The sequence below is a fragment of the Bacteroidota bacterium genome, assembly GCA_016711505.1.
In the GTDB taxonomy this organism is placed as follows: domain Bacteria; phylum Bacteroidota; class Bacteroidia; order AKYH767-A; family 2013-40CM-41-45; genus JADKIH01.
The window spans coordinates 423,384-450,081 of sequence record JADJSV010000018.1; the positions used below are offsets into that span (position 1 = coordinate 423,384).

Sequence of the window (26,698 nt, forward strand, 5' to 3'; positions counted from 1 at the left end):
CATGCCGCATAACGGTTAGCATTGCCGAAGCATTATTTTTTACCGAAGATAAAAAAAAAGAGTAAAAAAATAATGTTTTGGCAAGCACCCATGTTAGCGGAAGGTTTTTATTCTTTGGATCACATAGTGGCAAGTGCAGATGTCAAACCTGTTGCCCGTCTCCATGCCGCAAGTTGTCCTAAATGCATTGCCTCATGATTAATACACATAAAAATAACAAGGTCAAGCAGGGTCGGCATATAACTGTTGAAACGCCATTTTATATTTTCTCTCAATTTATTTTCATCTGCAATTTTCAATAAATTCTTTACCTTATTATGTTGATGTTCTAATTCATTTATCAATAATTCCTTTGATGGGAATTTACTAATATCTTTGTCAGGTTTTCGTGGGTCTCCCGGTCCTTTTCGTAGAAATAAGTCCGCCCAATTGTCCGGCATTTCAAATTTTGCACCTAAGTCCTCTGCAAGCATTGCACTACCTGAAACCAAATGTCCAAGTGTAAATGCGGGATGATTATCCAGTCCGTTTGAAGGAATAATTGTCATTTGTGCATGATTCAGGTCTTCAACGAGTTTCTTCGCATAATCAAGATTAAAGTCATACTGATTTATAACTGTCTTTAGAATTGCTTCGTTCATTTGTTTAAAAATTCGTGTTTGTTTGTTCTTTGATTTGTTCCATAAATTAACATGGTTGCCGTGCGTTGTTTGCAGGGTCAGTCGTTTAACTTTCCGCTAACGTTTAGCATTGCCATAGCATTATTTTATTTACCGAAATATAAAAATAAAAAGATTCGAAAAATATGTTATGGCAATGCGATGTTAGGAGTTCGGACTTCTTTTTCCGTCATTTGTAAATTCGTGTTTCAAGTAAAACCTTTTTGTTGTCATAAGTAACATATTTTTCTATCCAACGATTTAATTTGTCATAAGTATATTCGTACTCTTCGAGAAACCAATGTCTGTTTCCACCAATCAGACTTATCATTTTTCCTGTTGTGGTGTCCATAAGCGTTGGAACATTACTGTAAATTTTATCGCCGTATTGATTGTATTGACTCTCTTCAATTTGAGTAATGTTGCCATCTTCCACTATTTGATTAAAGATTTGTTGTCCTGCAGAATTAAATCGTCTCTTTTCAACAAAGGAGGTGTTGTTGAATGAATGTGTTACGATTTGTGCGTTGTTAAAACTGTCGAAATCCGAATACGTTTCTATAACTGTCCACTGACCGAAATATTTAGTTTTAGAAATTACCCTGCCTTTTTCGTCCAATGAATAGACGAATTTGGTTGTGTCCTTATGCGATTTATTCTTAGAGTCGGAAACCATGATACTCTCAATAAGAAGCCCTTTGTCATTATAACGATATTCATAGCTTTCTCTGAGCTGTCTTTTGAAATAGTTAAAAGATTTATTCGTTCTACCGTTGTCGTCAAAATAGTAAATCGATCTAAACCCTTTTTGAGCACAACAACCATTATATGATTTATTAATTAGTTTCTTGGATCCGGGAAACTTTTCAACTTCAACAGCAATTGACTGTCCAACTGATAGATGAGTCAGAAATAGTAATATCACTAAAGCAAATGTTTGTCGTCTTGTCATTCTGTTTAGTTGCTGTTTTGGCAATGAGGTGTTAGCGGTTCGTGCTTTTATACCTTATCCCTTTGTCATTTTGTTTCTAATCATTTCTCTGTGAGATATTTCATTAAGTAAGTCGCTGATGTCAATGCTGGACTAGCCATTGGGTCGTTAAATAAAACGTCAATTGGTCCTTCACCAAAATATAGTCCGTCGGAAACAAGGAAAGTAATTCTTACATTTCCTTTTGTCGGGGCTGGTCGTCTTGGTTTGTCCCAAACACCAATTTGATTAACGATGTTTTGGCTTTTTAAAAACAAGTCTTGGGTTAGTTCGTTTGATTTTTCGTCTGACGTTTCCCAAACTAAAATTTTTCCAGTCTGGTTGATGTAACGAGCCGTTCCGTCATTAAATGATGCTAAAGCGTCAAGACCGCTGTCAAGTCCAACTTCAACAATTACGGCAAGAAGTTCTTTCTTATTTGGTTTGTGTCCGCCTGCAAGTTGTCTGTTGTATGAAAGAACTTTCAGTCTTGTGTCAGAAGTGCTGTCGCCAATAATTTTCTGCAAGTCCGAAATTTAGGGATAAGGCGGTTTTGTATTTTTTTTATACAAGTCAATGTTGTCGCAAAACAATAGATTGTATATAAGATTTGTCGAGCTGTCCTTGTAGGGGTCTTCCGAAGCCGATAATTGTTCAGGAGTTTTTTTGAAAAAACTAAATAGTCCCATAGCCGCTATTGTTAGTGTTGTTAAGGTCAGTCCTGCGATTACGATTTTTTTCGTCCTTGTCATTTTGTTTGATGGTCGTCATAGCATGACTTTTTACGTTTCGCCTTTCCGTAGCATTATTATTTTACCGAAATATAAAAATAAAAAGAGTATAAAAATTTTGTTTTTGCATAGGATGCGGTGTTATATGTAGCCTTTTTATTTTCGCTTTTCCCATTCATCCCAATTCTTATCTGTTGGTTTAGTAAATTTGATTCTATCACCAACCCACGAAGTCTGGTTGCCAGATGAGTCCATAAATGAAAACTCAACTTCATAATCATTACTCTCGTCAAATGTAAATGCTCCTGAACACATTCCATGTCCCACAATTATTTGATTATTTCGGGGCATTATAAAATATGTTGTTTCAATTCGAGATTTTATATTCTTAACAGTCGTTTTGATTGTTACTTCAGAGCTGTCTGTTACAGGAAAGTCAAAATCAACAGACATAGCCGGGCCACATCCAAAACGTATATATGATTTATCGATTTCCTTTGGTACTGAAGTCAGTAAAGGTTTATCGTTGTCAATACCCGCAACAACTTTGTATTTTATTGGTTCATATAACTTTGTTTTGTCATTGTAGCGAGTGAAACGATCATATTCGGGCAAACTGTCTATAAACATAGTATATTCAACTCCTGCTACTAATTCTGTTTCAGGTTTCAATAGGGCTTGTGTTAGATAAAATTGTCCTGTATAAATTCCTGTAACAATAAGTTTTACCTTCTTGTTTCCACTTTTAAGGTAGATGTCGTGTTTCTTGTTTAGTCCTAAAATAACATTCTGACTTTCGGCATAACCGTCAAGAATAAAAATTGTGTTTTGTTTTATTGTCTGGCTGCTTGGGAATACCCAAAGAGCTGTCCCCGCACATTCAGCATATACTGTCGCAGTCCAAAGCAATCCGATTAATATTGAAAGTATCTGTTTCATAAAGTTACACATAACGGTTAGCCTTGCTGCTTGGCGCTCCTTCCTCTTGAATCGAAGGTAGTGCTTTCTTTGCATGGCAGCAAGCACCCATGTTATAGGCCGTTTTTTTCGTCTACTGTATTCATTTGGATGGATTAAAACCATACATGAATTCATTCAAGTGTCCTCCAGAACTTTCAAGTCCAACGATATCCATAAGTTCTTCGAAGTAGTGACAAACTCTTTCTCTATCTTCTGTATCAAGATCACTATAAACGTCACTGAAACGGTCTAGCCCTTCTTGTATTTTATCTTGATATACTTTATCACTCGCTTTTCCGCTTACTGCAATTTTTTTAAAATCGTCTGCAGCTAAATTTATTTTTTCAGTTAAAATTGGTCTCAGTGTAGAATCAGAAATTCCAGGGTAGAAAATGGCGGTGTCTTGAACAAACTTTTCTTTTTTCTTAAATGCTTCAATCAGATCCATTGAGTTAATTGGTGTTTTAATATGTTTTTGTCCACAGGAAATCAAAGACAGAATTATAAAAATATAAAATTGGGGTTTAAATTGTTTCATGTTTGCTCTTTAAAATACCCTATAACGTGATGCGGCTTGACGAAGGTAGCGATTACGAAGCATAAAACGGTCTGAAAGCAATATGCTTTATGCGAAACGCAAATATTCAATTTACCACTGAACCGACACTTTCGCTAAGCCAAAGTTGTCTGATGTACTATACAGGTTCTTCAATTGATTTAACTTTCCTTTATTCTTTGCATCAACTTTACCACGGAATGCCCATTTGAATTTATTTTTCACCAATTCGTATGTAGTCTCACTAATGTTGATCTTTCCTATGCGCTGCTTTTATTGTCTCTATTAACCAAATTATTTTTATTTGTCTTATAAATTGTAAGTAAAAGTCAACTGTCAAGGTTTTTCTAAAATGTCTGTCGCTGTTTTATTACCGAGTTGTTCAGCTAAGCCGATAAGAAGTCCTTCTGTCCCACGAATGTAGCAGAGCTTATAAGTGTTTTCAAAGTTAACTACTTCTCCAACGACTTCGGCACCATGTTTCGCAAGTCGTTTTAGTAATTCGTCAAGGTTGTCAACCCTGAACATAACACGAAGATAACCAAGAGAGTTAACTGGAGCTTTCCTGTGATCTGCAATAGTATGAGGGGCGAGAAATTGTGAAAGTTCAAGTCGGTTATGTCCGTCTGGCGTTACCATCATAGCAACCTCTACCGATTGATTTCCAAGTCCTGTCACTCGTCCTGCCCATTCGCCTTCAATCATTGCTCGTCCTTCAAGTGTCAGTCCAATTTCTTTGAAAAAGGAAATAGCATTGTCAAGAGATTTTACAACAATACCGACATTGTTCATTTCTATTAATTTACTTTTTGTCATTTCTTTTCCTTTCGTGTCAGGTGTTTCAAGATTTGTATGTCGTTCAATTATTGCTTTTTCACTTTGTATGTATAATTAATAAACTTTCCTGAAGGTGAATGATAACGAAACAATCCACCCCTTGTACCTACCCAAATGTTTCCTTCATTATCTTCTACAACTGTCCAGACATCGGAATTAGAAAGACCGTCTTTTGTTGAAAAGTGGGTGAAGGACTTTCCATCGTAACAGCAAACACCTCCAGCCCCTGTGTTCCACTTAGTATCGCTGCCCACCCAAATGTTTCCCTTTTTATCTTCATAAATACAATCAATAGTATCATTGCAAAGACCATTTTCCTTTGTAAAATGTGTATAGGATTTTCCATCATAACGGCACAGTCCTCTATACAAATTGACGAACCAGATGTTCCCCGTTTTATCTTCTCTGATGTCCATAATCTGACTACTGAAACATCCATCAACCTTAGTAAACCTACCTGAGGTGGAATCGTAACGACTCACGCCTCCGGCCCTTTCACCGAACCAAAGATTGCCTGATTTATCTTCTAAAATACATTGAACACCATTACTGCCCAATCCTTGTTTTTCTGTAAAATTGGTAACAGCACCTGTGGCAGGATTATAACGACAAACTCCGTAGCCATTCGTACCGAACCAAAAATTTCCATTTCTGTCTTCTAAAATACAATTAATCTCGGATTTGCACAGCCCTTCTTTCGTTGTAACATCGGTAAAGGATTTACCATCGTAACGACATACTCCATTGTCAGTGCCGAACCAAAGGTTTCCTGCTTTATCTTCAAAAACAGATTCAACATTGTTATTATTCAAACCATCTTCCTTTGTAAAATTGGTAGACTTGTCTGATGCAACATCATAACGATACACACCCGCACCCATAGTTCCGAACCAAAGGTTCCCGGCTTTATCTTTCAAACTGCAACGAAACATATACTCACTTACTTGTCCGTAGCAGGGAATAAATAAAATTAATAACAGCAAGGTGCAGATTTGTATGTTTATGTAATACTTTTTCATTTCTCTGTAATTTTGTTTTAAGGAGTTTATTTCTTGCATTCTGTTTCAGTTAGCACGTCACACAACATTACTGATAACGTTTTGTCGCTTTGCGAAGGCGGGGATTTTCAGCACTAAACTTCATTAGAAGCACGGGGCTTGATTTAATCACTTTACTTTCATAGAAGCGCAAAACTCCCGCTCATACAAACGGTTGTTAGCGGCTGCCGTTTTTACTGATCGCCAAATTTTATTTTCATTTAATACTCTGTCCAAAAGTCAATAGGTTGTTGCTTGGATCAAGTAATGCGAACTCTCTTTGTCCCCAAGGTTTTGTTTCTAAATGCCCGTTCGGGTGAATTGAAATCTTGTTGTCCAAAAGTGTTTGGTAAAGTTTATCAATGTCGTTTGTCCTGATATAAACTTGTCCATAGTTTTCTTTTGGGTCAAGGTCTTTGAACTCAAAAAAGTGAATTTGAATGTTGTCTTTATGAACCATTAAGTAACCACCAAAGTCATTGTCACCAAAAAATTGAAACCCTAATTTGTTCACGTAATAGTCTTTCGTTACCACTTTGTCTCGCATTGGTAACTTAGGATTTATTTCTGTCAGCATATTTTATTGCGTTTATTTTGTAGATAAAATTTCTTGTTGGCAACTGTTTGTTGCCATGATTCAACAGGGTTGCCACTAATGTTTTGTAGCTACAAGAAGTTGGCGATTTCGGAGACGAAAACTGTCTGCCATCACAAAACTTGATTCTAAGCACAAAGCTTCATTTAACCACTGAACCACCAATTTCTTGTAGGTGCTGTCATGTGTTCGTTTTTATCTTTTGTCAATTTTCATAAGAAAAGTCCTTTAATTCTATTAACTCCTTTTGAATTTGGTTTTCCCATTCTTTTTGTTTCGTCAAGTCGGTTCCGTACTTTGTTTCATGGTCGTATTCGATTCGTCTTTTTGAAAAGTCGGTCATAATTTTGTTGTTTAATTCCTTTGCTATTTCTGTCCCGTTTGCTATTTTTTTTCTGTTCTCACGTAGTTCTTTCCGGAATTGTCGAGTGTAAATTTCACAAATGTCGAAGAGTGTCTGCTGATACAAAAGTGATTGATTAATATTAGTTGTTGTGTCAATCCAGGATGCAGTTTTGATCATGTAGTTATGGACTTTTTTGTTAAAGTTTTTTGTCAAAAAGTCAAAGCCGCCTACTTCGTAGTCAACAGAAAATTGTGCAAATGAAGATGTAGTTTCATTAGATCTGGTCTTGATTGAAAAATCGTCCAATGTCAGTTTATATGTTGCACTCCATTGCAAATTGTCATGGCTGTTTTGTCCATATGCATAACTTGTCAGCAAGCAAATTAGCGTAATTAAAATTGTTGGTCTGTGAATTAATGTCATTGCTATGTCTATGTTTTGGCATGTCCTAAAATGGCGCATAATGTTATGCGGGCTAATGAAGTGGCGCATTAAAACGAGTACTTTCTCCTTTAAAACTAAACAAAATAAGAATGAGAAATTCACTGCTTATGACTTCCCGAGCCATTTCATTTAGTCCGATGTTAACGGTTGGTTTTCTTCTTGTCATTGCTTGACAACCTTTCCGGTTGTCAGTGTCCCTTTTGAGTTCCTTATTTCATAAAAATATATTCCATCTGCAAGTTGCTCTGTGCTGATTGCCGTGGAGCTTGTAAAGGCCTGTTGCAAAATATGTCGTCCAAGGAAGTCGTAAAGAGTAACTGTTGTCTGCACCTTGTCGGTAAGTACAAAAGTAAGCTGCGTTGAAAAGGGATTTGGAAAAGCATTTACACTGTTTATTGCTTTGTCAACATTGTTTATTCCTATAGTGGTGCAAAGAATATTTACCGAAGCGCCGCCTCCTTTCAGAGAGTTTGCTGTAATTGTACTTCCGCCTGACGAGACATTCGTTGCAGTGCCGGCTGCGGACATTGAAATGGAATTTACAATTGTTGTAGTGCCCCCCTCATTGCAATTGCTAGTTCCTGCGGAATCCGTTTTGATTAAATACATATTTCTGTTTGCGCCAAAACTTTCTTCGCTGGCGCTTATTAAATATCCCCCATCGCTTGTTTTCAGAACACAATTTTCATAATCATAACCACTGCCGCCATAAGTTTTAGTCCATAGGGTATCTCCGGCAGCATCCGTTCTTATGACGTAAACATCGCTGGCAACTCCGAAACTGTATGATTGCCCCACAACAATAAAACCGTCATCGGCTGTTTGCGTCATCGAATAGCCATTCTCCCAGTCAGTACCTCCATAGGTTTTTGTCCATTGGGCAAGCCCGTTACTATCGGTTTTCATTAATAAGCAATCAAAACCGCCGGCGCCAAAACTATTAGTTGCTCCTGTAATTATATACCCATTATCCGCTGTTTGCATTATTGAAAAACCAAAATCATCAAGGGCACCGCCATATGTTTTTGTCCAAAGGGTATCACCAATGGCATTAGTTTTCACTACATAAATATCTACTCCGCCGGCACCATAGCTCTGCGTGATTCCAATTAAAATAAATCCATTGTCACTTGTTTGCTGAACAAAGTTTCCGTTTTCTTCAAAACTACCGCCATAAGTTTTTGTCCATAAGGCATTGCCATTGGCATCGGTTTTAATTAAATATGCATCGTAGTTGCCGGCTCCCAAATTTTGTGTGGTGCCTCCAACCAGGTATCCGCTATCGGAAGTGAGCAGAACCGTATTTCCATAGTCTGTTCCTGCGCCACCGAAAAGTTTTGACCAGGATACATTTCCTATTGAATCGGTTTTGAGCAAATAAACATCTTGTCCATTGGCGCCAAAGCTTGTTGAGTTTCCAGCAATGATATATCCGCCATCAGGAGTTTGTTTTACAGAATTTCCATACTCATCATTGGACCCTCCGTAAGTTTTGGTCCACAACGTATCGCCGTTGCTATTTAGTTTGATTAAGTACACATCATATCCTCCGGCTCCAAAACTTAGGGTTGTACCCACCAGAATATAGCCGTTGTCAGTGGTGGGTTGAATTTGGGTTCCGTAATCGAGCGCGGTACCGCCAATGGTTTTTTGAAATGTGAGTTGTGCTGATGTTTGTTCCACAAAGGAAAGAATTGTCAGTAGCGTGATGAGTAAATTTGTTTTCATATGAATTTGTTTGGAGTTAATTTATTTGAAATTTCCGGAATACTTTATAGCTTTATTTATTTTCAATAATTTTATTCAGTTCTATTATAATAAAACTTTTGTCTTGCGTGTCGTATAAAGTATTACCGGTTATTGATGCATTAAATGTCGCTTCTACTTCTGCAATACTTTTACCTTCATTATTTACAATCAATGTGTTTTTATCTTTTGCAATGAATTTAAAATCCTTTGTTCGTTGGTAGTAAATACTTATCTCGTTAAAGTCGATGCTTTTAGTTATGCTTAGTTGGTCGTCAAGTGATAATGTCTTGCTTTGGTTTGTGAACACAAACAATTTGGTTGAGTCTGATTGATGGAGATTCAATAAATCGCCATTTTGCGATGTAATGAATACGTTGCCGCCAACAAAATATTTCAACTCTCCAAAGTTCTCTTTGGAAAATTCTTTTTGTAAAATTTCATTTCCGGTATCCATTGAATATTTTGCAACCCTGTTTTTAAAAACGAAATACATTGCTCCATTGTTTATTTCATAACTCAAAATGGGATCGTCTTTTACATTTAAATTTGTCAAGAATATTTGTTTGCCTGTTTGTTTATCAAACGCCGCGAAAAATGGTTTTCCAAAATCAATCTGTCTGTAACCCATAAAAGCTACCCCATTATTGACCATATATATGACATTGTCTTGTAAAATTAATGAAGATTTACTTGCTATGTCGTTTGGAAAAGAAAATTTCCAGGCTATTTCTCCTGATTGCTTGTCAATTTTTACAAGTTGTTCTTTAGATGCAAAATAAATATTGGAACTATCAACTATCGTGTTTGACACCAAATCTCGAACTAAATTGTGTCCGGTAGACATTGCGAATGCACCTGTCAATAAGCCTAATGCCAGACCAGCCGCATTTGCACCAGCAGTTCCTTTATAGTCTTTTTTGCCGGTAACTGAATGATAGTCCCAGCCCTTTCCGGTATTAATGTTTATTGAGTGTAAACCCGCTGCAACAATAATCATGGTGGAGTCATTGGTATAAAACACATCATTCCAACCATATTCTCTATTCAAATCTCTTTTCCAAAGTACGTTGCCATTTTGCAAATCTATTCCTTCAAGTTCGTTTGTAAATCCTGATGAGTTTTTAAATTTATAACCAAGACCAATGTTCTCCATCGGGTCAACAAAGTAAATATTGTTTTTTACTTCCCAAAGTTCTTCTCCTGTGTAGATATCGAGGCAAGAACTCTTATTTCCTACAGAAAAAATCATTGTTTTATTAAACTGCTGTAAAATATTAGCTTCATATACAATATTCTTACTCCATAAAACCTTTTGATTTTTAATATCGAACTGGATAATTTTCCCGCTGTTGTCAAGCCATTTTCCGTTTTTACTCAATCCCCTCAATTGAACTGTCAAAAGTCCAGTTGTTGTGTCCAAAAACGTCTCATGAATTCTGTCAGGAAAAACATATTCCATTCCTTTAAAAACAATACTGTCTACAAGGCTTTTACCTAACACCTTCTCATTACTCAAAACTTGTATTTGATTTTTTTGACAATATCCTACATCTGCAGTTAAAGTAAAATAACAAAAATTATTCTTTCTATTCTCATATGTTTGTTGATGTCATAAATTAGGTGTCAGTTTTAGTGTCGTCCTGGCATTACCACTAAAGTTTAGCATTGCCGAAGCATTATTTTTTTACCGAAATATAAAAATAAAAAGAGTCAAAAAATAATGTTTTGGTAATGCGGTGTTAGTGGCATCATATTTTTTACGGATTTGTATTGTATCTACAGAATTTGTATCCGTCTTTCGTTTCTATAAAACTTAGAAGAAGAGCGGCTCCTTCATAATCAGCAGTAGTTTCAAAGGTCTTAATTGAAACTACTTTAATTTTGGCAATATCTATATTTGAATTTTTGGATATACAATCTTTATAAAACATCCGTCTGTTTTGTTCACCTTCATCATAGATTCTCCAATTTGTTGAATCCGCTATTTTTGATTTGATAAATTCATCGAACATATTAAGAAATTCTTCATCATAAAACTTTGGTGATGATATGTAACAAAATTCATTATTAAGTTTATCATACCAAACATCCGGATTGTTATTTTGATATAATGAAAAAAGCGAATCCTTTTCTGTAGTATTTCGAACACAACTATAACAATCAATACAGTCTGTAGATAAGTTGACCAATTTAATTTTGTCAAAATCTAAAATCGCAGTAACAAAGCTTTTCCACGACTTCAAAATTTTTAAATCAACCGAATCTTGTTCACTTTTCAATTCATTTTCATGAGGAGTTGATGCTATCAATCCGCATAATGATAAATGGAATAATAGAAGTAAGGCGATTGTTTTTTTCATTTATGATGCTAACGTTTTGCAGATACTGGCCGTTGGTCTTTCGAAGCACCATCTTCCTTACCGACAAAAGGTTATTTCGAAGATACATGTTTATTAGCTAGCCGCAAATTAATTTCCCGAAGGGGCCGCTTTTTTGCGCGCGCGATGACCCGATTCCGCCCAATGGCCAGTAGGTGCTGTTAGGTGCTACCCTGTTTCTGAATTATTCCACATTAATTTTTAAGATTTCCATCTGTCCAAACGCTTCATTCCTCTCGTAAATAACCAAGAAAAAAATCTTGAATGTCCACCTTCCATCATTTTCTGTTTGTTATATTCTTGAAATTCTAAAACATTGTTTCCTTTGTAAATAAAATCGCCATTTTCATAGCAGTAAGAACAATATTTTTTGCTAATGCTTTTGTCTGCATTTGTTCCGCCTCCTTTTTCATCTCGTTTTAATGGCATTCCACAAGACTGACAGTTTTTAAATTCTTTATCCATTTTTGAATGTTTTTAGTTTTGATGAGCGTTTCGGTCGGGTTGCACCTTTACGTTTAGCATTGCGGATGCATTATTTTTACCGAAATGTAAAAATAAAAAGAGTCAAAAAATAATGTTTTGGCAATGCGGTGTTATATGCTGCCTTTCTGATTTTTTACTCTTTCAATAATAAGATCTTCAAACTTGTCAATAGTAATTTTGCGGAAAATGTTATCATAGTCACGGTTAATTATTTTCCTCTCGTTAAAATCAGGGGAATCGGAAATTCCATAGAATACAATGTTTGTTCCCGAGCTAAAAGCAGGATCTGTCAGGACCCACATGTGTATATATTCTTTTGAGTTAGGAACAAAAACTTGAACTTTAGAATATCCGCTATGATCAGTAGGAGTAACATCAAATTCCAAATTATTATCATATGTCACAAGTTGCTTTATCAAATTGTCCCCAGTTATATCAACGTAATAAAATTTGACAAAAGACCCGCCATTGCCAAACATCCTTTGATATATCATAGGCGAAAAGTCTAAAACCGTCAACACTGTTAAAGTGATAAAAATATAGAATAGTGTTTTATGTCGTCTAACGCTGTTCATCATAAGGTGGCATATAACGTTTAGCATTGCCGAAGCAATATTTTTTTACCGAAATATAAAAATAAAAAGAGTCAAAAAATAATGTTTTGGCATGCGGTGTTATGCGAAGGCCAATTATATTTGTGGGAATAGTTGTTGAAAAAGAATAAAAGACTAGTTATTTCTTAATAATCTTCCATCGAAAGGATTTATTATTACTATTAAGTATTAAAAAATAAATTCCGCTGTAAAACTCGTTCATATTTAATGAGTATTGTTTTGAAGAAATAACTTCCTTCACTAATAGGTTACCGGATAATTCATATAGCTCTAAGAAAAAATTACTATTGTTAGATTCGATATTTAATTTGTCAATTATTGGATTGGGGTAAATTGAAATTGATTGTTGTTGATCATATTGAGTGATTTCGGAATTAATTGAATCTGGTGTATATTCCCAACAATCACTTTGAAATGATCCAGCCCAGCCAGTCCCAACATAACCCTTGCCCCCCAACAGAAAAGCCAACCGCATTAGATCTTCCAGGGCCCCCATAATTTGTTTTTGCGCCCATGTATCATTTGCTTTGTCGTATTCCCAGAAATCTCTTGAAAACGATCCATCCAATCCAATTCCAATGTATCCTTTAGATCCAATCGAGAAACTAACTGCAGAGACTCTTGATTTCCACCAAAACTAGATTTTTGATTCCAAGTATCTAAAGTAGGATCGTATTCCCAAAAATCTTGTAAAGAAATTCCATTTGGAATCCACCCAGTTCCGATGTATCCATGATTTCCAATTGAAAAGCCAACAGCTTCAGTTCTAGCAATACCCCCAAAATTCGACTTTTGTGACCAGCTGTCTGATGATGGATCGTATTCCCAAAAGTCTTGCAAAGCACCACCTGTTGGCGCGTTACCAGTACCAATGTACCCTTTCGTTCCGATTGAAAAACCGACCGCTGCATGGCGAAGGCTTCCTGGGAAATCTGCCATTTGAGTCCAAATATTTGTAAATGGATCGTATTCCCAAAAATCTCGGTATATCATATTTGCATCTGACCCCAACCCAATATATCCTTTCGTTCCAATTGAAAAACAAACAGCACCTAGTCTAGGGCCTCCCCCATAGTTTGCCTTTTGTGTCCAAATATTTGTCGAAGGATCAAACTCCCAAAAATCGTTTTGAAGATTTAAGCCTGTATTATTTGGTGAACCAGTTCCAACATATCCTTTACTACCAATGGAAAAACTCACAGCACTATTACGTACGCCTCCACCAAAATTTGACATTTGAATCCATGAGTTTTGCGAAAAACATACTGACGAATTTTTTGAAAAGAAGCAGAAAAAATATGAATACAATTTTCTTCATTAGATAGAGTCTAAGTTATGATGAGCAAGAATGGCTTTTGCATAACGGTTTGCGGGCTTATGCAGTGGGGGCATTAGTAGCACTCCACTGTCCACCGGCACAAAGATAATAGAAAGCACCAAAGGTAATAAACCCACGTCAGCCCCCATTGCATAAGCCCGCTGTTAGGTGCTGCCCTTCTGTCTGTCTGTCTGGCGGGGTGGGGTGCAGTCTCTTGGCAAAGCTTTGGTAGTGGGCGGCTTCTGTGGCTTTGCCATGTGCCTGCATTGCGTTGGCATTGCAATAATGTGTCAGTTTAGGTAAGAAATGAATGTGTAGGGGTAAATAACGTTGTCGTAGTCCTAAATAATTGAGTAGTCGTGTTAAATAATTAAAATGCTTCCTGGACTATAAATTCATTTGAAATACCCAAATCAGCTAAATACTTGACAACTGCTTCCATCATAGGCGGAGGACCACAGAGATAGAAATATTTACGTCCTTCTATTTTGGTTTTAATAATGTCAGATGAGATAAATCCGTTTACGTAGCCCTCTACTTTTTCATCAGATAAAACATTGATAAAATTAGCTCCTAAAAGCGATTTTAATTTCTCTTCCAAAATAATATCGGCTTTGGTTTTGTTGGCAAAAATTAGTTTGTTATTACCTATTTTATTTTCTTTTTCAAGCTGTTTCAAAATGGCTATAAAAGGTGTAACACCTGCTCCACCCGCAATAAAAACACCTTCGCCTTTGTAGTGAATATCGCCAAACACATCGCCAATAATTAGTTCATCGCCAGCAACAAGTGAACATAGTTGATTGGTAACGCCATTGTGCGTAGGATAGGTTTTAATGATAAATTCCACAAAATCATCTTGGGGTAACGAGGTAAATGTAAATGGCCGAAGTTCATTTTCCCATCCGCTTTTGTTTAAAGAAATGTCGGCTGCCTGACCTGTTTGAAAAACAAGACCAACGGGCTTTTCAGTTACAATTCGTAACACATCGTGGGTAAGGTTTTCAATAGATTTTATTTTTACTATATCTGCCATGTCCGTTATCTTTTGTTGTGTATAAATGATGAAAACTCTTGTTGTGTATTTTCGGTTTCAAACTTGCCCGAATAACTTGCTGTAACGGTAATACTGCCAGTATCTTTAATTCCTCTTGAAGCCACACACAAATGGTCGGCTTCTATTACCACAGCTACATCGTTGTGTTGCAAAATTTCTTTTAAGCCTTCTGCAATTTGAATAGTAAGGCGTTCTTGCACTTGGGGGTGTGTGGCATAATACTGTACCAAGCGGTTTATTTTAGACAGTCCAATTACTTTGTCGTGCGGAATATAAGCTACATGAGACTTGCCAATTATGGGTACAAAATGGTGTTCGCAATTAGAATAGAGTGTAAGGTCCTTTTCTACCAACATATGCTTGTATCCATATTTGTTTTCAAACAGGCTTATTGCAGGCTTATTATCGGGATTAAGTCCACTAAATATTTCCTGTACATACATTTTAGCTACTCGTTTGGGTGTGTCGCTTAGGCTGTCGTCAGTTAAATCAAGCCCAAGGGCTTCCATTATTTCGGCAAAATGATATTCAATTTTGGCTATTTTTTCTTCATCTGTCAATTCAAAAGCATTGGCACGGATTGGTGTTTCTATTGATGTTTTAGTATGTACTTTGCCATTACCATTCAGTATTGTGTCAAGCGTGTGGATATTCAGCATAATTCCGTTCTGTTTCATAAAGTATCACTTTCAAAATGTATTCGTCTCTAATTTTTTCTCGTAAAATATTCCAAATTATAACTGCAATATTTTCTACGGTTGGGTTATGGTTTTTAAATTCTTCTACATCAAGGTTTAGGTTTTTGTGGTCGAACTTCTCTATAATATTTGTTCGTATCAGTTCGCTTAATTTTTTGGTGTCATGCACATAGCCTGTTTCGGGGTCAATTTCGCCCGTAAGCTGGAGTATTAACTCGTAGTTATGTCCGTGAAAATTAGGATTGTTACATTTCCCAAAGACTTCTTTGTTTTTTTCTTCTGTCCAATTGGGGTTATACAAACGGTGGGCAGCATTAAAATGCTCTTTACGATAGATTGTCGCTTTCATCAAAAAATTATAGCATTTATTTTTTTCATCACCTTATCTACCATTGCATCGCAATAGATGGCATTAAATTCAAACAACTCGTTGGCAGAATAGGATTTTTCGATTTCGCCTCTCAACATTGCTTTCGAGCGATTGAGCCGCACTTTTACATTGGCTTCGCTAATGTTGAGCAAGGTGGCTGTTTCGGCAACATTTAATCCATTAATTTCTCTCAAAGAAAATACCATTCGGTAATCTTCGGGTATTTGACTGATAGCTTCTTCAATAACGTGTCCTAATTCACGGTTTTGAACTAATTTATGGGTGTCGTTTTGCGAATTGGTAAACATGGGAATTGCATTTTCGTTTGCATCTTTTGTTATTTCATTTTTAAAACTAAGTTTCTCCTTTTGCGGTAGCAATTATTTAGCATTATCCGAATTATCCATGTCTTAAAGTCGGCACGTCCCTCAAACTGGCTCAAACTTTTATAAGCATCAATAAACGTGTCTTGCATTAAATCTTGCGTGTCTTCATGGTTGTAATTATACGAACGACCAATTTTGTATAAAACGGGATTAAACCGCCTTACGATAATTTCGTAAAGCGATTTTTCCCCTTTTAAAATCCGTTCAATAATTTCTACTTCCGTAAGTTCTGTGAACTGGCTCATATTTTATTAAACAATTTTTGCTAATCGAGCCATAGAAAGTGCTGCAATAGCCATTACTAAATCTCTTATTGCTACATCAACATAGTTAAATCCAAGTAGTAAAGTTAAGGCAATTACGGTAAGCCAACTTGCAACAATATAGCCACCAAATTCGGTCTTTTTTAGCACGATAATACCTGCAACAATTTCAATTATTCCTACAATCATCATAAATACAGAAGTAGAAAATGGGAGCATTTCTGCAATAGAAGGATTGATGTATTGCTCCCAGTTGGTTAGTATATTGGTAAACTTATCTGCACCTGCCACAATGGGAACAATTCCGAAAGTGTATTTTAAAAGATTAAAGGTTTGTGTCAAAGATTTATTATTATCCATTGTTATGATTTTATTTAAAAATTAAACTTACTTTTTCTTAAATTTTTCTTCTTTAAATTTATCAGGGAACTGTTTAATAATTCCACTTGCAAGTATAGTACCCATTTCTACCATGTGTTGTCGTGCCGCATCAAAATGTATAACAGCGTTTGTATAATCATTTTTTAATAAATCAACTGCGTAAGCGGTTGTTTGGTCAATATGTGCTTTCATCATCGGCTCTGTGGCGGTAGCAGGCCAGTTTTTAGGATTAGCGGAGGTTAAGAATTGTGCAATTTCTTTTGCATTATCATACCAATCGGCAAGGGCTTTGTCTAAAGCCATTTTATCACCACTTTTTGCGGCTGTGAGTACAGGTACTGCCTGATTGATGTGTGTAGTTAAAAGTGCCGTTAATTTGTCGCCTGCCGCTTGCCCATATACAGGAACAATGGCAGCTCCAATGTCCTTTTGGTTTTGCAATAGTCTGTCTAAGGATGGTTTTACGGCAGTGGGATTATGGAAAAAAGCATCAACGGAGGCATACGTCCAAATCATGTGGTCGCCCCATAATTTTTGCATGGCAGTATGTAGTTGCTGTGCTTTACTATCTTTTCCGCACATTTCGCAGGCGTAACTTTGCATCGTAAACGATGAGGCAAGGACAGCAGTAAGCAGTAATACCTTGCCATTTGAGAACAGTTGTGTGATTTTTCTTTTCATTTTTTAGAATTTTAAATTGTTTAAATAAAATTTGACTTCTGCTACATTAGAGTATGTCAGAAATGAAAAGGTTACAAAAATTTGAAAGAAAGTCGTTTGGGGTGGAGGGCGGGCTTGGGTGCGTAGGCAAAAGGGCAGGCTCTTTGGCTTGCTGAAGGGTCGGCTTGTGCGTTGGGGCAAGACAATGTGCCTGACCGTGCGGTGGCTGTTTTTTATTTCAGTTAATGTCGGCACAAATGTGTCCTACGAAGCACGTCAAGGGTTGCACCTAACGTTTTGCCCGAGCATTGCCTAACGTTTTGCGGCTTGGCGTAGTGGCGGATTTTAACCACAAATGTTCATACGAAGCACACAATTCAAATATACAAAAATGTTTCTACGAAGCACTGAACCCGCCATTACGCCAAACCGCTGTTAGCGGCTGGTATTCTTTCTCGTCCAAATAGAACCATTCTTAGTAGTCAGTTTCTCTAAGTTCCCTTTTGTCACAAGCTCATTTAGTTGTTTTTCGCTTTCTGCTCTTGGTGTTCCCGAAAGTTCTGCATATTCTTTGGCTGTCAAAGAATGATACTTTGTAAAAAGTGTTTCCCAATTTTTACTGTATTCACTTTTGATTGCTGTGGAATGAAGTTTTAAAACTGATGTCTCATAAAAAGCATAAGGTTTTGAACCATACACAATTTCCTTGTTTCCTGAATTGTCTAAAAAGAAAATCGTTGGAAAACCTCTTACACCATATTCTCTTGATACTTTCAAATCTTCTTCAAAAAGTGTCTTTGCTTTGCCTTCATAATCTTTTTTCAATTGCACAGCATCTAACCCAACTTTTTTGGCGGCAGTTTCTATATGTTCCCATTTTGCAATGTTTTTCTTTTGCAGAAAAACCATTTCCCGGATTTCTCTTAAAAACAAAACAGACTTCTCGTTGTCCTGCATTTGTGCTGCTTTAAAAGCGATTGAAGGAGGGTAGGAAGAATGTAAAGGGTCTTCCAACCAAACGTCTCCGTCAATAGGCATATCGTAATAAGCACTTACTTCGTCCCAATGGTGTGCTACGTCAGCTGGTTTACTGATACCTCCGCTGTTGTAATTCCAATCGGGCAACAAACCTCCCATACGGTATTCAATTTCTATGCTGTTGCCATATTCCAATTTCAGTTTTCGTAGTTGTGGCTCAATGCCCCAACAAGAAGAACAAATCGGGTCTGTAAAATAAATGACTTTAACTGGTTTTTCTATGCTTGGAGAAGTAGCGAATTTTGTTTTTGTTGTGCTGTCAGGTATTCCACATATTCCTTCGACAGGGTCACACATTAGCGGATTATTATTTTCTTCCATTTCCTTACTTTTTTGAGCTTGGCAACCTAAGTTGCCAAGCATTATTAATATTATGAATACTTTTTGAGTTAATCTCATTTTTGAAATAGTTGTAGTGAAAATGCAGTATTAGCAAACTCATCTAATCGGGTAATCAAATCGTTTTCTACGGTATAGACTTGCACCCATTTTTGTTCTAACACTTCACCATTACTTTTTATTTTTTGCTTTTCGCTACCTAAAACAATAACGGTGTTTTGGTCAGCTACAATTTTAGTTACCTGAAAATCCAAAACATCTACATTAGACACAATGTTAGTAATGAATTTTACTGCTCCTTCTTTACCTTTATACGTTCCATTATATGGAATACCATCTGTCCCGTGGTAAATCCAAATTGTATCATCAGATAAAGTTTTTTGTAAGGCTTCCATATCGCCTTTGCCAAATGCGGTTAGCATTTCTTGCACTACGTTGAGTGCTTTTGTTGTTTCTTGTGACATTTTCTTAAATTTTTAATTGTTATTGATGGCACAAAACTACTGCACAGTAAATGTATATTTGCTATGGGTTTCCATTAAGAAATTAGTTTCCTCTTGGAAACTATCTAAGCAAATTGTAACTTTGCGAGGCAAATAAATTAATTGAGGACAATGAAAAAAAACGCTGAAATAAATGCAACACCTGTTTGTCAGGTAAGAATGCAAGCAATTAGTGATTCTATGAGTCTATTGTCTGGGAAATGGAAATTTCATATTCTTGGAACACTCATAGAGGGTAATACATTGGGGTTTATGGATTTGTTGCGAGAAATAAATGGAATTGGAACTAAAATGCTTTCGAAGGAACTTCAAGATTTGGAAATAAATAATTTGGTCAGTCGAAAAGTAATGAATACAAAGCCAATAACAGTTGAATATTCAATAACGGAATATGGTAAAACACTTACCCCACTAATTGATGAATTGGCAAAATGGGGAACAGCTTATAGAAAATCTGTCTACGGTAAAAGTAAGAGATAAGTGTTTGTGAAGATAATTATGTTTAACAGGTCCGCTTGGTCGGTTCGTTATACTTGCCGCTAACGGTTTGCGGCTTGGCGAAGGTGGCGATTTTCACCACAAATGTTGATGCGGAGAACCAAACTTTGATTAACCACAAATGTGTCTGCGGAGAACGAAACCGCCACTTTTGCCAAACCGCTGTTACCTGCTGGTGTTCTTGTCATACAGCTTGTTTTTGATTATGTTCTGCACAGTCAATGCGTAATTCTGTGTCGGCAAGTTTGGTGTTTAGAAGTCCGCAAAAGTGTTCTTGTCCGTTTTTGTTTGCTTTATAGAAATGGCAAGTAAAACACATTCTTTGAATAGTTATTATTCCTGATTTATTCAAATGATGAATGATGTCTAATAAACTTAATAATAAATTTTCTTTGTCTGTTGAATGCAATTTGTCAATAGGAACTTGAATTTGTTTTGCAAACAAAGAAGTCTGTTCTGCAATTTCTTTTCCTTTTTTTGTTAGCTGAATTATATAACTTCTTGTGTCGTGTTGCTCGAATTCTTTTTTGATGAGTTGTTTTTGTTCAAGAGTTTTTATGGTGTCGCTGATAGTTGCTTTTGTCATATTAAACTCGTCTGCCAAGTAACTCACTTTCCTTTTTTGGTCTGAATGATGTAATAAAAATATCAGCACTTGAACCTGAATTGGGCTTAGCGAATGTTCTTTACTCTCGTTCCAAAGCAAAACTCTAAATGCCTGTGAAACCCTTTCTAATGAAGCAATAATTTTGCTTTCAATACTCGAATTTTGGTGTTCTAAGTCGAATGCCGATTTTTTCATACAGTTTGGATTTTATGAAGCATTAAACGTGCTATGTTTCCTGCTCTTAATTTTGCTTCATTGGCTGTTTCTCCTTCAAAAAGTGCATCAACAGTATTTGTAAAAAGTAAAATCCATTCTGAAAATTCAGTTTCTGTCATTGATGTGATTTTGCTTAAAGCAATATGTTTTTCCATTGGATTGCCTGAAAAACTATGTTCTGCTAAAAGCAAACTTGCCCAAAACGAATACATTTTTGGTAAATGACTTTCCCATTCAATTTTGGCTACATCATTAAAAATATAACCAAGTGTTTTATTTTCTTTTACTGAATTGTAAAATGTATTTACAAGTAAAATAATGTCTTCTCTATTTTCGATATCTTTTTCATTAATTACAATTTTCCATTTCAATGATGAAATATCCATTTTGCTTAATTTCTGTTTCCCATTGTGGTCGTAAAGTTTCAACGTGGCAAAATCTACATTCCTTTGATGTCAAAGGTTGTTCTTCTTGCTCTTTTGATTTTAAATAATCCTTACCATAATTATATATTACGCTTGTATCTTTAATGGTTTCGGGTGCAAGAATGTCAAAATGCATTATTGTTCCGTCTTTTTTTGTTACATAGGTGTCCCATACTGCTATTTTCATTTTAGTATTTGTTTTATGTTGAGTTTGGCTATAACCTTGAAAACAGATTAAAAGCAAAACAATATTTAAAATTGGTTTCATTTTACATTTTTAAAATGCCCCACAAAGGTAGTTATCCTAACTTTATGGGGCAAATTTTTTAACCTTTTACGTCTGCCATTGATGCACCAAAGTTGATGTGTAGCACATTTCCATTTGGTGTAACCAATGCTGGAACAGATTTTACACCTGCTTTTTCTGCTTCGTCAATTCTAGATTTGTCGTTACCGAAGTGAACAACATCTACATTGTCTTGACCTAAAAGGTTAATGATGTCGTGTTCTGCACTTACGCAAACAGGACAACCTGCGTGATAGAAAACTGATTTACTCATTTTTTATGAATTTAATTTGTTATGACATTATTGTCGGTGCAAATATAGTTAGGATAACTAACTTAATGAAATAAAAGTTTTCAACATTTTCTTTTTCAGTCAAAATTTATTGCTGGCTTGTTTAGGATTGTCGGTCTGTTACACTTGCAGGTAACGTTTGGCAGCTACACGCAGGTGGGGATTTTTAGCACTAAACTTCATTAAAAATACAGAACTTGGATTTAGCACTTCACTTTCAAAGAAGCACTGAACCCCCACTTGCGTGTAGGTGCTGTTGTGCGTTCGGTGTTTTTCTTCGTCAAACATTTTCGATTGTTTGTGTTAGTAATTTCTTAGTCAAATCAAGGTCGGTTGAGTTGTCATTCTTGATTGTCAAAAAATATTTTGTCTGCCAGGTTTGAGTTTTTTCCGCTTGTTTATTTGTTGTTTTGTCCCAAGGTGGATAAACTCTTATCCCACGTTTTCCTTCTTTTCCTTTTCTTGTTATTATCCCTTTGTCAGCCAAAACCGATTTTGGAAAAATAAACTGTCCGAAATTGTTGTCATTTCTTGCTGTTATAATTACGAAATCAAAATCGTCAGAAGTGTCAAACGGTTCTGTAATTCCATGTTTATTTCGTTTCCAAATCGTCACAAATTGTCCTGTTTTTGTCGGTGTGATTTTAGAAATTCGTTGTTGAACTCTCTTCCCGTTAAGTTCAAAAGTGCAAGCTCCGTATTCTGAACTTTCTATGTTTTGCTTCAAGTTTGACAAGTCAAAACCACATTTGTCATAAACCAATTCTTTTACAACTTTTAAGTCGCTATGAATTGAATTCAAAAGTTTCAATGTATTTTCGTTTGTCATTTATGTGTCAATATTTTGTTAGTTCATTTCTTGTTTGCAGTGTTGTCTTACACTGACGCACAACGTTTAGCATTGCCGAAGCATTATTTTTTTACCGAAATATAAAAATAAAAAGAGTCAAAAAATAATGTTTTGGCAAGCACCCATGTAAAAGCAGTAAGTCGTGTTCCATCTAAAATAATGTAGTACAAATTAATTAATAAATTGTCTACCCAAATACGATAAGATATGGCAACACAACCTACTGTTCTTCCAAAGCTATACATTGGCATGGACATTCACAAAAAAGTTGGTCTGTACATCTTCGGACAGATATATCAGATCACAAAACAATTACAATTCCTTCCAGCAATGACGTTCTTTATCATTACGTTCAAACTAATTTTCCGGAGCATGAAGTGTCATTGGTTTATGAAGCGGGCTGCTGCGGTTTTACGGCTTCCCGGTATTTTTAAATCTGGGATGGAATGTTTTGGTCGTCAATCCGGCTGATGTGCCTAGAACTGACAAACAAAGTCACCAGAAAACCGATGTGCTCGATTGTCGGAACTTAGCAAAGCAACTTCAGTCCGGTCATTTGCGAGGAATCTATATTCCGGATCAAAAACAAGATTATTTGAAAAGTTTAGTACGGCAACGAGCAGAAACTACTCGGCAACTCCGCAAGATAAAATGTAGCATCAAAGCGTTATTACTTTATCATGGAATTGAAATACCAAAAGAGTTCGACAATCCAAATTGGTCCAAAGCATTTATAGAATGGATTGAAAATATTCCATGGCAGGAACCGGTAGGAAAATTATGTATGGAGAGTAAGATTCGATTATTGAAAGTAATTTATCAGGAATATTTAGAATTGGCCAATCAACTACGATCCTATTGCAGAAAAAATCACAAGAAGGATTATTATTTATTAAAAAGTATTCCTGGGGTTGGGGGATATTTATCATCGGTTGTTCTTGCTGAAGTAGGAGATCTGAGGCGATTCAATAAAGAAACACAATTTGCATCTTTCGTAGGGTTGGTTCCAAATATTCGAAATTCCGGGATGACTGAGAATGTTTTTGGAGTAACTCCAAGATGCAGAGATCTTCTGAGGAGTTATATCATAGAAAGTGCTTGGGTAGCCCTGCGTTTGGATCCTGAAATACAAACTTATTATCGAAAAACACCAAGGCAAGAATCCAAAGAGTATCATCATAAAAATTGCAAGAAAATTATTAAACAGAATGTTGTCAGTAATAAAAAAGGAAACACCTTATCAAAAAAACTATTCAAAAGAAATAAAAGCAGACTACAAAACACCGCAGGTAATTCCTCCAAAAAAGGAAGTTACAAAGGCAAGCCTGTAGCTGCTTTTTAAAAAAACTAAATCATCATGAAGCTCAAAACAAAATAAGAATAGACTACAAAACGGGGCTGGTGATCAGAACAACTGTACTGAGTCACACCGCTAAGCAGGTAGCTATTTTATAATCATTCAAACCATACGGGTGCTGGTAGCCGGCCGGATATAAAATAGTCGGACTACACATAGGAGACTGAGCGAAATGATTAAAATAAAAATGGTGCATTGAAATGTGTAAAACTTTCGATCGCGCAATCCTGCGCCTAGTTTTTCACATTTCAACACACCTAATAATAAATTATATTTAAATGAATTAAAATCTTATTTTTGTTTTGGAACTAGATGACTGCTTTACATAGGATGCGGTGTTAGACGCATACGGAATTTATTCCATTTGTTAGATATTCAAAATGAAATTCATAAATGTAGATGATAAATTTATCATTAACTCAATTTCATGCTTGTTGACATTGTCGTCATGTTTTATATAATTATTTTGATATTTAACAAAGTAATCTTGAAGAGTCACAAACATATTTATTACTTCCGTTGAAACATTTTTATTCTTTAAGTACTTTCCTAGCTCATCTTTTTGTTTCTCTAGAGATTTTTCATTTTTTAATATGTCCTTTAAGAGGACTTCCATTGATAATCTTAAATCATCAAGTAAATTACGTTGATAACTTGCTTGATTTAGCTTATCTAGGGCGGAAATATATATTTTAGAAGTTTTTGGATGTGTTTCTAAATTCACAAGATTCTGTTTAATTAAATTTGAGTTTATGTTTGGTCTAAGTATAGAAAATTCATTGGATGGATTCAACCGTCTGATTTCTTGTTCGGTAAAAAACTTTACATTTTCAAAGTAAACATTTATGTTACAATTTTCTGGGTCGTTAACATGTTTACACTTTTTATTATGAGCAGTCAACAAGTCTTCAATATTTGTCAACGTTCTGTAGAGAAAAATTAGCTTATCTACATTTTCATCATAGTTATAGAGTTTGCTTTCTAATTCATTCTTAACTTTTAGGTGATAATCTGGTTTAAAATCATATTCAAGAATACGTCTAAAATTGTCTGCTTCTTTTTTAATTAGTAATTCAGTATCCATGTAAGGTTAATTGAATGTTTTGAAATAGGTTCCATCAGTTGCGGCTAACATTGCTGGTAACGTTTAGCATTGCCGAAGCATTATTTTTTACCGAAATATAAAAATAAAAAGAGTCAAAAAATAATGTTTTGGCAAGCACCCATGTAAAAGCAGTAAGTCGTGTTCCATCTAAAATAATGTAGTACAAATTAATTAATAAATTGTCTACCCAAATACGATAAGATATGGCAACACAACCTACTGTTCTTCCAAAGCTATACATTGGCATGGACATTCACAAAAAAAGTTGGTCTGTACATCTTCGGACAGATATATCAGATCACAAAACAATTACAATTCCTTCCAGCAATGACGTTCTTTATCATTACGTTCAAACTAATTTTCCGGAGCATGAAGTGTCATTGGTTTATGAAGCGGGCTGCTGCGGTTTTACGGCTTCCCGGTATTTTTTAAATCTGGGATGGAATGTTTTGGTCGTCAATCCGGCTGATGTGCCTAGAACTGACAAACAAAGTCACCAGAAAACCGATGTGCTCGATTGTCGGAACTTAGCAAAGCAACTTCAGTCCGGTCATTTGCGAGGAATCTATATTCCGGATCAAAAACAAGATTATTTGAAAAGTTTAGTACGGCAACGAGCAGAAACTACTCGGCAACTCCGCAAGATAAAATGTAGCATCAAAGCGTTATTACTTTATCATGGAATTGAAATACCAAAAGAGTTCGACAATCCAAATTGGTCCAAAGCATTTTATAGAATGGATTGAAAATATTCCATGGCAGGAACCGGTAGGAAAATTATGTATGGAGAGTAAGATTCGATTATTGAAAGTAATTTATCAGGAATATTTAGAATTGGCCAATCAACTACGATCCTATTGCAGAAAAAAATCACAAGAAGGATTATTATTTATTAAAAAGTATTCCTGGGGTTGGGGGATATTTATCATCGGTTGTTCTTGCTGAAGTAGGAGATCTGAGGCGATTCAATAAAGAAACACAATTTGCATCTTTCGTAGGGTTGGTTCCAAATATTCGAAATTCCGGGATGACTGAGAATGTTTTTGGAGTAACTCCAAGATGCAGAGATCTTCTGAGGAGTTATATCATAGAAAGTGCTTGGGTAGCCCTGCGTTTGGATCCTGAAATACAAACTTATTATCGAAAACACCAAGGCAAGAATCCAAAGAGTATCATCATAAAAATTGCAAGAAAATTATTAAACAGAATGTTGTCAGTAATAAAAAAGGAAACACCTTATCAAAAAAACTATTCAAAAGAAATAAAGCAGACTACAAAACACCGCAGGTAATTCCTCCAAAAGGAAGTTACAAAGGCAAGCCTGTAGCTGCTTTTTAAAAAACTAAATCATCATGAAGCTCAAAACAAAATAAGAATAGACTACAAAACGGGGCTGGTGATCAGAACAACTGTACTGAGTCACACCGCTAAGCAGGTAGCTATTTTATAATCATTCAAACCATACGGGTGCTGGTAGCGGCCGGATATAAAATAGTCGGACTACACATAGGAGACTGAGCGAAATGATTAAAATAAAAATGGTGCATTGAAACGTGTAAAACTTTCGATCGCGCAATCCTGCGCCTAGTTTTTCACATTTCAACACACCTAATAATAAATTATATTTAAAATGAATTAAAAATCTTATTTTTGTTTTTGGAACTAGATGACTGCTTTACATAGGATG

General features: G+C 35.8%; 31 protein-coding genes and 3 pseudogenes. 3 read left to right on the forward strand and 31 right to left on the reverse strand.

The annotated features are described in order from the left end of the window. Positions 1 to 119 precede the first annotated feature (119 nt). The 24 genes and pseudogenes from IPL24_18050 to IPL24_18165 all read right to left on the reverse strand — a co-directional run bounded on the left by IPL24_18050 (position 120) and on the right by IPL24_18165 (position 19,336). Complete coding sequence (locus IPL24_18050; protein MBK8365493.1) at positions 120 to 641, reverse strand: DinB family protein; 522 nt, start codon at positions 639 to 641, stop codon at positions 120 to 122. Between the two features lie 208 nt (positions 642 to 849). Continuing rightward, the gene (locus tag IPL24_18055; protein MBK8365494.1) at positions 850 to 1,611 is read right to left on the reverse strand and encodes a hypothetical protein; all 762 of its coding nucleotides are present in this window, start codon (positions 1,609 to 1,611) and stop codon (positions 850 to 852) included. Between the two features lie 80 nt (positions 1,612 to 1,691). Next, complete coding sequence (locus tag IPL24_18060; GenBank protein MBK8365495.1) at positions 1,692 to 2,156, reverse strand: hypothetical protein; 465 nt, start codon at positions 2,154 to 2,156, stop codon at positions 1,692 to 1,694. Between the two features lie 360 nt (positions 2,157 to 2,516). Next, the gene (locus tag IPL24_18065) at positions 2,517 to 3,299 is read right to left on the reverse strand and encodes a hypothetical protein (protein MBK8365496.1); all 783 of its coding nucleotides are present in this window, start codon (positions 3,297 to 3,299) and stop codon (positions 2,517 to 2,519) included. Between the two features lie 121 nt (positions 3,300 to 3,420). Continuing rightward, a complete protein-coding gene (locus tag IPL24_18070; GenBank protein ID MBK8365497.1) occupies positions 3,421 to 3,858 on the reverse strand; it encodes a DUF4844 domain-containing protein in 438 nt (145 codons plus the stop codon). A 354-nt stretch (positions 3,859 to 4,212) separates the two neighbouring features. Further along, on the reverse strand, positions 4,213 to 4,692 hold the full coding sequence (locus tag IPL24_18075) for a VOC family protein (GenBank protein ID MBK8365498.1): 480 nt from the start codon (positions 4,690 to 4,692) through the stop codon (positions 4,213 to 4,215). Positions 4,693 to 4,739: 47 nt separating this feature from the next. Continuing rightward, the gene (locus IPL24_18080; protein ID MBK8365499.1) at positions 4,740 to 5,732 is read right to left on the reverse strand and encodes a hypothetical protein; all 993 of its coding nucleotides are present in this window, start codon (positions 5,730 to 5,732) and stop codon (positions 4,740 to 4,742) included. Positions 5,733 to 5,967: 235 nt separating this feature from the next. Further along, positions 5,968 to 6,327 (reverse strand): VOC family protein, encoded by a 360-nt coding sequence (locus IPL24_18085; protein ID MBK8365500.1) that lies wholly within the window; start codon positions 6,325 to 6,327, stop codon positions 5,968 to 5,970. 223 nt (positions 6,328 to 6,550) lie between these two features. Beyond that, positions 6,551 to 7,114 carry a hypothetical protein gene (locus IPL24_18090; protein ID MBK8365501.1) on the reverse strand — a complete coding sequence of 188 codons (564 nt, stop codon included), beginning with the start codon at positions 7,112 to 7,114 and terminating at the stop codon, positions 6,551 to 6,553. 183 nt (positions 7,115 to 7,297) lie between these two features. After that, positions 7,298 to 8,863: a T9SS type A sorting domain-containing protein gene (locus IPL24_18095; GenBank protein ID MBK8365502.1), complete on the reverse strand. Its 1,566-nt coding sequence runs from the start codon at positions 8,861 to 8,863 to the stop codon at positions 7,298 to 7,300. A 52-nt stretch (positions 8,864 to 8,915) separates the two neighbouring features. Beyond that, on the reverse strand, positions 8,916 to 10,400 hold the full coding sequence (locus IPL24_18100; protein MBK8365503.1) for a PQQ-binding-like beta-propeller repeat protein: 1,485 nt from the start codon (positions 10,398 to 10,400) through the stop codon (positions 8,916 to 8,918). 241 nt (positions 10,401 to 10,641) lie between these two features. Beyond that, positions 10,642 to 11,244, reverse strand: coding sequence for a hypothetical protein (locus IPL24_18105; protein MBK8365504.1), 603 nt, complete (start codon positions 11,242 to 11,244; stop codon positions 10,642 to 10,644). 219 nt (positions 11,245 to 11,463) lie between these two features. Beyond that, the gene (locus IPL24_18110; GenBank protein MBK8365505.1) at positions 11,464 to 11,727 is read right to left on the reverse strand and encodes a zinc ribbon domain-containing protein; all 264 of its coding nucleotides are present in this window, start codon (positions 11,725 to 11,727) and stop codon (positions 11,464 to 11,466) included. A 131-nt stretch (positions 11,728 to 11,858) separates the two neighbouring features. Continuing rightward, complete coding sequence (locus tag IPL24_18115) at positions 11,859 to 12,167, reverse strand: hypothetical protein (GenBank protein MBK8365506.1); 309 nt, start codon at positions 12,165 to 12,167, stop codon at positions 11,859 to 11,861. Between the two features lie 313 nt (positions 12,168 to 12,480). Continuing rightward, complete coding sequence (locus IPL24_18120; GenBank protein MBK8365507.1) at positions 12,481 to 12,858, reverse strand: T9SS type A sorting domain-containing protein; 378 nt, start codon at positions 12,856 to 12,858, stop codon at positions 12,481 to 12,483. Continuing rightward, the gene (locus IPL24_18125) at positions 12,837 to 13,670 is read right to left on the reverse strand and encodes a galactose oxidase (protein MBK8365508.1); all 834 of its coding nucleotides are present in this window, start codon (positions 13,668 to 13,670) and stop codon (positions 12,837 to 12,839) included. The genes IPL24_18120 and IPL24_18125 overlap by 22 nt, the downstream gene beginning before the upstream one ends. 380 nt (positions 13,671 to 14,050) lie before the next feature. Next, entirely contained in the window at positions 14,051 to 14,716 is a 666-nt protein-coding gene (locus IPL24_18130; GenBank protein MBK8365509.1) for a flavodoxin reductase, read from the reverse strand. A gap of 5 nt (positions 14,717 to 14,721) precedes the next feature. After that, positions 14,722 to 15,414, reverse strand: a complete 693-nt coding sequence (gene folE / locus IPL24_18135; protein ID MBK8365510.1) for a GTP cyclohydrolase I FolE — start codon at positions 15,412 to 15,414, stop codon at positions 14,722 to 14,724. Further along, entirely contained in the window at positions 15,374 to 15,784 is a 411-nt protein-coding gene (locus IPL24_18140; protein ID MBK8365511.1) for a 6-carboxytetrahydropterin synthase, read from the reverse strand. Before IPL24_18140 ends, folE begins: the two co-directional genes overlap by 41 nt. Continuing rightward, positions 15,784 to 16,436 (reverse strand): annotated as a pseudogene (locus IPL24_18145) (sigma-70 family RNA polymerase sigma factor). The gene IPL24_18140 and the pseudogene IPL24_18145 overlap by 1 nt, the downstream one beginning before the upstream one ends. A gap of 6 nt (positions 16,437 to 16,442) precedes the next feature. Beyond that, positions 16,443 to 16,814, reverse strand: a complete 372-nt coding sequence (locus IPL24_18150; GenBank protein MBK8365512.1) for a hypothetical protein — start codon at positions 16,812 to 16,814, stop codon at positions 16,443 to 16,445. Positions 16,815 to 16,841: 27 nt separating this feature from the next. Continuing rightward, positions 16,842 to 17,516 (reverse strand): hypothetical protein, encoded by a 675-nt coding sequence (locus IPL24_18155; protein MBK8365513.1) that lies wholly within the window; start codon positions 17,514 to 17,516, stop codon positions 16,842 to 16,844. A 414-nt stretch (positions 17,517 to 17,930) separates the two neighbouring features. Then, on the reverse strand, positions 17,931 to 18,854 hold the full coding sequence (locus tag IPL24_18160; GenBank protein MBK8365514.1) for a DsbA family protein: 924 nt from the start codon (positions 18,852 to 18,854) through the stop codon (positions 17,931 to 17,933). Positions 18,855 to 18,928: 74 nt separating this feature from the next. Further along, the gene (locus IPL24_18165; GenBank protein ID MBK8365515.1) at positions 18,929 to 19,336 is read right to left on the reverse strand and encodes a nuclear transport factor 2 family protein; all 408 of its coding nucleotides are present in this window, start codon (positions 19,334 to 19,336) and stop codon (positions 18,929 to 18,931) included. Between the two features lie 150 nt (positions 19,337 to 19,486). Here IPL24_18165 and IPL24_18170 point away from each other — a divergent pair, with 150 nt between their 5' ends. Beyond that, positions 19,487 to 19,855, forward strand: coding sequence for a helix-turn-helix transcriptional regulator (locus tag IPL24_18170; protein MBK8365516.1), 369 nt, complete (start codon positions 19,487 to 19,489; stop codon positions 19,853 to 19,855). Between the two features lie 202 nt (positions 19,856 to 20,057). Here IPL24_18170 and IPL24_18175 read toward each other — a convergent pair whose 3' ends face one another. The 6 genes from IPL24_18175 to IPL24_18200 form a co-directional block, all read right to left on the reverse strand. Further along, complete coding sequence (locus IPL24_18175; protein MBK8365517.1) at positions 20,058 to 20,675, reverse strand: winged helix-turn-helix transcriptional regulator; 618 nt, start codon at positions 20,673 to 20,675, stop codon at positions 20,058 to 20,060. Then, positions 20,672 to 21,082: a group III truncated hemoglobin gene (locus IPL24_18180; protein ID MBK8365518.1), complete on the reverse strand. Its 411-nt coding sequence runs from the start codon at positions 21,080 to 21,082 to the stop codon at positions 20,672 to 20,674. The genes IPL24_18175 and IPL24_18180 overlap by 4 nt, the downstream gene beginning before the upstream one ends. Then, complete coding sequence (locus IPL24_18185) at positions 21,045 to 21,308, reverse strand: DUF2024 family protein (protein ID MBK8365519.1); 264 nt, start codon at positions 21,306 to 21,308, stop codon at positions 21,045 to 21,047. Before IPL24_18185 ends, IPL24_18180 begins: the two co-directional genes overlap by 38 nt. Positions 21,309 to 21,447: 139 nt before the next feature. Then, complete coding sequence (locus IPL24_18190; protein ID MBK8365520.1) at positions 21,448 to 21,681, reverse strand: thioredoxin family protein; 234 nt, start codon at positions 21,679 to 21,681, stop codon at positions 21,448 to 21,450. Positions 21,682 to 21,819: 138 nt separating this feature from the next. Continuing rightward, on the reverse strand, positions 21,820 to 21,987 hold the full coding sequence (locus IPL24_18195) for a hypothetical protein (protein MBK8365521.1): 168 nt from the start codon (positions 21,985 to 21,987) through the stop codon (positions 21,820 to 21,822). Further along, complete coding sequence (locus IPL24_18200; protein ID MBK8365522.1) at positions 21,980 to 22,528, reverse strand: MepB family protein; 549 nt, start codon at positions 22,526 to 22,528, stop codon at positions 21,980 to 21,982. The genes IPL24_18195 and IPL24_18200 overlap by 8 nt, the downstream gene beginning before the upstream one ends. Before the next feature lie 338 nt (positions 22,529 to 22,866). Here IPL24_18200 and IPL24_18205 point away from each other — a divergent pair. Further along, positions 22,867 to 23,799, forward strand: a pseudogene (locus IPL24_18205) (IS110 family transposase). Positions 23,800 to 24,273: 474 nt separating this feature from the next. Here the strand turns inward: IPL24_18205 and IPL24_18210 are convergent. Next, entirely contained in the window at positions 24,274 to 24,990 is a 717-nt protein-coding gene (locus tag IPL24_18210; GenBank protein MBK8365523.1) for a hypothetical protein, read from the reverse strand. 335 nt (positions 24,991 to 25,325) lie between these two features. On the opposite strand from IPL24_18210, the pseudogene IPL24_18215 reads away from it, so the two are divergent. Continuing rightward, positions 25,326 to 26,302, forward strand: a pseudogene (locus IPL24_18215) (IS110 family transposase). The last annotated feature ends 396 nt before the right edge of the window (positions 26,303 to 26,698 follow it).